General features: G+C 48.0%; 6 protein-coding genes. 2 read left to right on the top strand and 4 right to left on the bottom strand.

Annotated features, from left to right (window positions below; all coding sequences use genetic code 11):
• Positions 1 to 14 precede the first annotated feature (14 nt).
• Positions 15 to 458 (bottom strand): PaaI family thioesterase, encoded by a 444-nt coding sequence (locus A3750_RS24100; protein WP_068455159.1) that lies wholly within the window; start codon positions 456 to 458, stop codon positions 15 to 17.
• Positions 459 to 481: 23 nt separating this feature from the next.
• Positions 482 to 934 carry a hypothetical protein gene (locus A3750_RS24105; protein ID WP_082863164.1) on the bottom strand — a complete coding sequence of 151 codons (453 nt, stop codon included), beginning with the start codon at positions 932 to 934 and terminating at the stop codon, positions 482 to 484.
• A 426-nt stretch (positions 935 to 1,360) separates the two neighbouring features.
• Here A3750_RS24105 and A3750_RS24115 point away from each other — a divergent pair, with 426 nt between their 5' ends.
• Positions 1,361 to 3,739: a Lon protease family protein gene (locus A3750_RS24115; RefSeq protein WP_082863165.1), complete on the top strand. Its 2,379-nt coding sequence runs from the start codon at positions 1,361 to 1,363 to the stop codon at positions 3,737 to 3,739.
• Between the two features lie 22 nt (positions 3,740 to 3,761).
• Here the strand turns inward: A3750_RS24115 and A3750_RS24120 are convergent, their stop codons facing one another.
• Positions 3,762 to 4,424, bottom strand: a complete 663-nt coding sequence (locus A3750_RS24120) for an alpha-ketoglutarate-dependent dioxygenase AlkB (protein ID WP_082863299.1) — start codon at positions 4,422 to 4,424, stop codon at positions 3,762 to 3,764.
• Between the two features lie 68 nt (positions 4,425 to 4,492).
• Here A3750_RS24120 and A3750_RS24125 point away from each other — a divergent pair, with 68 nt between their 5' ends.
• The gene (locus tag A3750_RS24125; RefSeq protein WP_082873412.1) at positions 4,493 to 5,332 is read left to right on the top strand and encodes a M23 family metallopeptidase; all 840 of its coding nucleotides are present in this window, start codon (positions 4,493 to 4,495) and stop codon (positions 5,330 to 5,332) included.
• Here the strand turns inward: A3750_RS24125 and A3750_RS24130 are convergent.
• Positions 5,333 to 6,059: SDR family oxidoreductase (locus A3750_RS24130; protein WP_156498909.1), on the bottom strand; the 727-nt coding region annotated here is incomplete at its 5' end.

The following is a 6,059-nucleotide window of genomic DNA, read 5'->3' on the forward strand; positions in this document are numbered from 1 at the left end:
CTAACTAGTGGTGATCAGTGCTTGCGCAACTGATAGGTGCCAACGCTTCTCGCGACAATTTGACCGCTATGATCTTTTAAATCGCCAGCCAGTTCAAACTCGACTTTTCCTTCTGCTGCGCACCTTTGCTGGAAATCTGCAATTTCATCCGGAGTGAGGGAGACGCTGAAGGTGATATCGCCCATTGCGGGCTTTAAATAATCAATTCGGAAGCTTTTTAAAATCGGATAGCATTTGGCAATATCAAAATTAGCAAGCCAAAGCGCGCCGCCGGGTATTTCCGCAAGCGTGAACAGTGCGCCGGCGTACATGGCACCAAGATGGTTTTCGTTGCCCTTGCCGGGCATTAAACATGTGACTGCGCCATTCTCAGCAGACAAAAGCTGCAAGCCGCAACGCTTAACAAAACTGATCTTATCCTCTACAGCAAGCTTTACACTTTCGAAGTCCGTTGCCATCTTTTGGGTTGCTCGTTTGCTGATTATTGTTTTGAGTATATTCGTTCTATGCGAGAAAGGGCGTTATCTACTCGACGGTTATAGTGTTTTGTGTCGGTTGCATAGCAAAAAACAAGGCTAACTCGATAACCCTGTGACGACGCAGCGCAAGAGCTAACGGTTGCTTTAACATTAGACTGAACAATGTACTTGCCCTTGAAGCTCAACGAAACGACCGCACCCTCTTTTACTGGGACGCTTATGAAGCCTGCCATGCCATAACGATTGATATCAACGCACTGCACTGTAAGCGTGGGTTTTAGCCAACTGGTTAGCCCGGTAAAAGCAAGCTTGCAGCGCAATCCTGGCGCCTTGTGTCTGCGCTTGATACGCTTTTCGACCCAGTTGATAATACTTGGTGAGTGCATCCCTAACATCACATCTAACTTGAATGGTGTGAGCTTAATGGCTGACAGTTGTAAAAACAACCGTTGCATGCGCTGGTCTCAAACAATGATATCAATGTGTTGTCCGAGCTCTTTTTTCGCTTCCGAAGGTGTGCCCCTCATGGGTGCCTTCTTTCTTCTGTCATGACTCTTCCTTCTATCAGCAAAACTTATTACGAGCGCCTTTTTTCTACGATCGCTTGACCGACGGCGATCGGCAAAGGGGTTTCCTTTTTTTGTGTTGTTTTCCATATTGGGGACTCGGCTTCTAGCGGGAACCAAGCTTTTTCGTATCTGGGGTGCAAAGCGTTCGATAAACATAGTGCGTCGAATATTGATCGTGATGGTTATTTTATCGGCGATAGCTTAATGTTCTTTAATAATATCGGTGTGGTTTTGCGCCGTTCGATAATTTGGTGCACAGTGAAGGCTACTCTTCAAAATGACGACTCTCGAAGCATTGAGTAAGGTTGCGTAGTGAAAAAACTTATCCATTCTGATGTGTATGCTGAGTGCGTACCGTCAAGCATCTCAGGTGCCTCCACCAAGTCTTTAGAGCCTTTGGAGGAAATCGTTGGTCAAGAGCGTGCGCAAGAAGCGGTGCGTTTTGCGATGGCAATGCCCGGAAGTGGCTACAACATCTATGCTATTGGTCGGACAGGGCTCGGCAAACGAACCATGATGTTGCGTTATTTAAAGCGACAGATCACGCCGAAGCATGATGTCTCTGACTGGTGTTATGTGGTGAATTTCGAGGAGCCTAGAAACCCAACGATGTTGCAGCTGCCTGTCGGGCAGGGCATTCAGTTGAAGCGTGACATGGAGGCGTTGATGACGCGCCTTACCAAGGCGATCCCTCAAGCCTTCGATAATGAGAGTTACTACGAACGAGCCGATAAGCTTAAAACCGAATATGCCGAGATTCAGGAAGAGGCATTAGAAAAACTTGCCAAGCAGGCGCGCAGAAAGTCGGTTCAGTTGAGTATCACTACGCCGGGCGGCTATCGCCTCACAGCATTAAATGGTGAGGAACCTCATACGGCCGAAACCTTTGATAGCTTGTCGCAAGACGAGCAGGACAAGTTCGATGAGATAATCAATAAGCTTGAAGTCAAACTGCGCAACACGATTCGGAAGATGGCTGCTTGGGAGCAGGAGTTTGTTGATAAACAAGAGCAGCTGAATGAAGAGATGATCATAGGAGTCTCGAAGCATCACGTTGATAACCTCTTGGAGAAATACAAAAAGCTACCCAATGTCGTTAGCTATCTCCAGGCTCTGCAAAAGGACATGGTCGAGAATCTAGATATTTTTCTTGAGGAGCGGGATGAGCAGAGCGCTCTCGCGGATGCGACGCTGGATAAAAAGCTGCCGAGACGCTATCAGGTAAACGTATTGGTTCATCATAAAAACAACCGCCCGCCGGTGGTTGTTGAAGAGAATCCGAATTATCACAACCTTTTTGGTTATGTAGAGAGCGTGACCTATAAGGGTTCCGTCTTTACCGACTTTAGTTTGATTCGTCCCGGATCGATGCATCGAGCAAATGGTGGATACTTACTGATCGATGCAACAAAAGTCCTCGAGCAGCCTTTTGTCTGGGATGGGCTTAAACGCGCCCTTCGTGCGCGAGCCTTGCAAATTAACTCTCTAGAAAAAGAAGTTACTTTGTCTGGCACTATCTCGCTGGAGCCGGAAGCGATCCCTTTGGATGTAAAAGTGATCCTACTAGGTGACCGAGAAACCTATCTTTTGTTGCAGCACTATGACCCGGAGTTTGAGGAACTCTTCAAGGTGACGGCGGACTTCGAGAATGAGATGGCGAGAACGGCTGTATCTGAACAGCACTATTCGCAATTTATCTCGAGTCTTGTTCACGATAAGGGCTTTTTGCATCTAGATCGAAAAGCTATTGCGCGGGTGATTGAGTACAGTTCGCGTCAGGCAGAGGATCAAAGCAAGCTTTCTTTGCATGCTTCGGATATTGCGAACCTGTTGCGGGAGAGCAACTATTGGGCGAAAGAACAAGGTTCGAACATGATTCGCAATGCGCACGTGGAGCGTGCTCTAGAGAGCAATCTTATGCGCAACAGTCGCATTAAAGACCAGATGTTTCATACATTGAGCAACGGCTCGACACTTCTGAGTGTCAGCGGATCAGTTGTCGGTCAGATTAACGCTTTATCTGTGCTGAGTGTTGGCGGCACGGAGTTTGGTATGCCTAATAGGGTGACCGCAAACTGTTATTTTGGTGATGGCGATATTGTAGATATTGAGCACAATGCACGTCTTGGTGGCAACATTCACACCAAGGGGGTGATGATATTGTCATCGTATTTATCGACGCTTTTTGCGAAGTACAAGCCGATGCCTTTGTCCGCTAGCATCGCTTTTGAGCAGTCTTATGGTGAGGTTGATGGCGACAGCGCTTCGCTAGGTGAACTGTGTGCTTTGGTGTCGTCTCTCGGTGATCGTCCCATCAAGCAAAATTTTGCTGTTACAGGCTCTGTTAACCAGTTTGGTGAGGTACAACCGGTTGGTGGTGTAAATGAAAAAATCGAAGGCTTTTTTGATGCTTGTGAGATTCTTGGTTTGACTGGGGATCAGGCGGTTATTTTACCGGATACAAATCAAATCAATCTAATGCTCAACACCAAGGTACGCGAGGCTATTAAAGCGGGTCGTTTCCATATACATACAGTTAAGCATGTTGATGAGGCGCTTGAATTACTTCTTGGCGAGCACCCCGGAACGAAGGATAAGCATGGAAATTATCCGGTGCGCTCAATGTATGGTTCTATTCTTCAGAAATTTGATGCGCTTAGAGCGGCTGATACCGAACAAGGCGAAACCTGAGCTTGGCGCCAGCGAGCGCGTATTAATGTGTTTTTACCTGTCGAAAAGTGAGATTCACGCGCGGCGCGTGAACTTTTTTCGTTTTAGGGATTTGGTGTAGCCAATACATTTGCACCTCAGGGCTCATCACGAGAAGCATGGCGTCTTCTAATTGAATTGGAATACGCATTTTTTCGCCATTTTTTGGTTTTAGATCAAAGCGGCGGGTCGCGCCGAAAGATATCGACGCGATGGGTACTGTAGGGTCAAGCTCAGGTTCGTCGTCTGCGTGCCATGCGACGGAGTCCTGTCCATCGCGATACAGGTTGCAAAGGACGGAGTTGTATTGATGGCCGCTCATGGATTCGACGCGCGCTTTTACACTTAGTACGGTTGGGTCCCAGTTTTCGGGAATGAACAGCTTGCCCGAGTAACGATAGGCCGTGTCTGGATCACCCATCCAGACTTGTTTTCGCGGTATTGCAATCTCTCGTCCGTGCATTCGGATGTAAGGCTGTTGCCAATCAAGATTGCTAAGCAAGGCTTGCAGGGTGGTGTTCGAATCAGATTTGCTGAGGCATTGCTCGAATAAGCGAACGCTTCCGGGAATCTGAGGGCAGGCTTTTTGGTCTAATGTGAGTTCAAGAGCGCCTCGAGGAGGATGAGCCGGGCAGTTGAACAAGCCGTCTTGAGTATAGTTCGCCATATTACTTACTACTTTGTGAGGTCATGACAAATAATCACATGAAGAATTTTCGTATTAAGAATTATTGCATGAAGAATCTACGAATCGAGCAAATAATCGTCTTACTTTTTTTCTGGTCTATGTCTTCGGCTTTTGCTGAAGGTCCCGAGATTGAGTATTACGGCGAGCTGACCCAAGGTGGTGTTCTTGTGGGCAAAGTCGCGCCTAGTGCCAAGCTGTTTCTTAATGATGAGCGAATAGAAGTAACCAAAGAAGGGCATTTTGTATTCGGTTTTGGTCGTGACGCGAGCTTGAATCAGACGCTTATCGTGGCGGATGTTGAAGGGCGCCGCGAAGAAAGAGTGCTTACGCTCGCGAAGCGTGAGTACAACGTTCAGCGCATTGAGGGTGTTCCGCAAAAAACCGTGACGCCGCCAAAAGAAGTCTTACCGAGAATCAAAGAGGAGACCGCGCAAGTTAAAGCTGCACGTATGCAATTTCATGAAAGAACAGACTTTGTAAGCCGGTTTCGCCCACCATCCTCGGGTCGCATTACAGGCGTTTATGGTAGTCAGCGCGTTTATAACGGAACGCCCAAGCGGCCTCATTTTGGTGTTGACTATGCGGGGCCGGTAGGAGAGCCGGTCTTTGCGCCTGCAAGCGGAATCGTTACGCTCGTGCATCAAGATATGTACTACTCAGGCGGAACTCTGATTATTGATCATGGCTATGGGCTGAGTTCCACCTTTATTCATTTGAGCGAAGTTTTGGTTGCGGTTGGACAGGAAGTGCAACAAGGTGACGTTATCGCAAAGATCGGTCAAGGAGGCCGCTCTACCGGCCCCCATCTAGATTGGCGTATGAACTGGAAAAGCGAGCGCATCGATCCCCAGTTAATGTTGAAGGTAGAGCTACCAGAGGGTTTTTAGCTAACGTCCCAAAAGGCTTTGACCGCAAACCCGAAGCACATTGCCATTCAGGCTTTGCGACGCTGGCTGGCTGAGATAAGCAATAACCTCTGCTACATCTAAGGGAAGACCTCCTTGGCTAAACGCATTTGAGCGACGTCCCATTTCTCTGGCAATTAACGGCACCTTGCTCGTCATTCGTGTCTCAATAAAACCAGGCGCAACCGCATTGACGGTGATGCCATTTGGTAGTTCCTTGGATAGTGCTCGTGTATAACCTGCTAAGCCGCCTTTTGAGCATGCATAGTTCGTCTGACCGAAGTTACCAGCGATACCGGATATTGAGCTAACACCAACAATACGTGCATCTCTGTTTAGCGCACCTTTTTCCAAAAGCGCCTGATTAATGCTGATAATCTTCTCTAGGTTTAAGTGCATGACTGCATCCCACTGTTCAGCGCTCATTTTTCTGAGCGTTTTGTCTCGTGTAATGCCGGCATTGTGGATGACAATGTCCAATACGCCGAGTTGCGATGTGAGTGTTTGAATCAGTTCATTCACGGCATTGTCCGCCATGAGATCGAGTGCTATCGCATGCCCGCCAATGTTTGAAGCAAACTGGGTGAGAGCTGCTTGGTTAGCAGGGATGTCGAGACAGACGACGACGGCTCCGTCACGAGCCAATACTCGGGCCGTTTCAGAGCCAATCCCAAATGCTGCGCCTGTCACTAGCGCCGTTTTTCCTTTT

This window comes from Oleiphilus sp. HI0079, assembly GCF_001635105.1.

Bases quoted from the DNA above. Each gene is read 5' to 3' on its own strand.
- A3750_RS24100 (WP_068455159.1), bottom strand. From the start codon at position 458: ATGGCAACGGACTTCGAAAGTGTAAAGCTTGCTGTAGAGGATAAGATC.
- A3750_RS24125 (WP_082873412.1), top strand. From the start codon at position 4,493: ATGAAGAATCTACGAATCGAGCAAATAATCGTCTTACTTTTTTTCTGG.
- A3750_RS24105 (WP_082863164.1), bottom strand. From the start codon at position 934: ATGCAACGGTTGTTTTTACAACTGTCAGCCATTAAGCTCACACCATTC.
- A3750_RS24120 (WP_082863299.1), bottom strand. From the start codon at position 4,424: ATGGCGAACTATACTCAAGACGGCTTGTTCAACTGCCCGGCTCATCCT.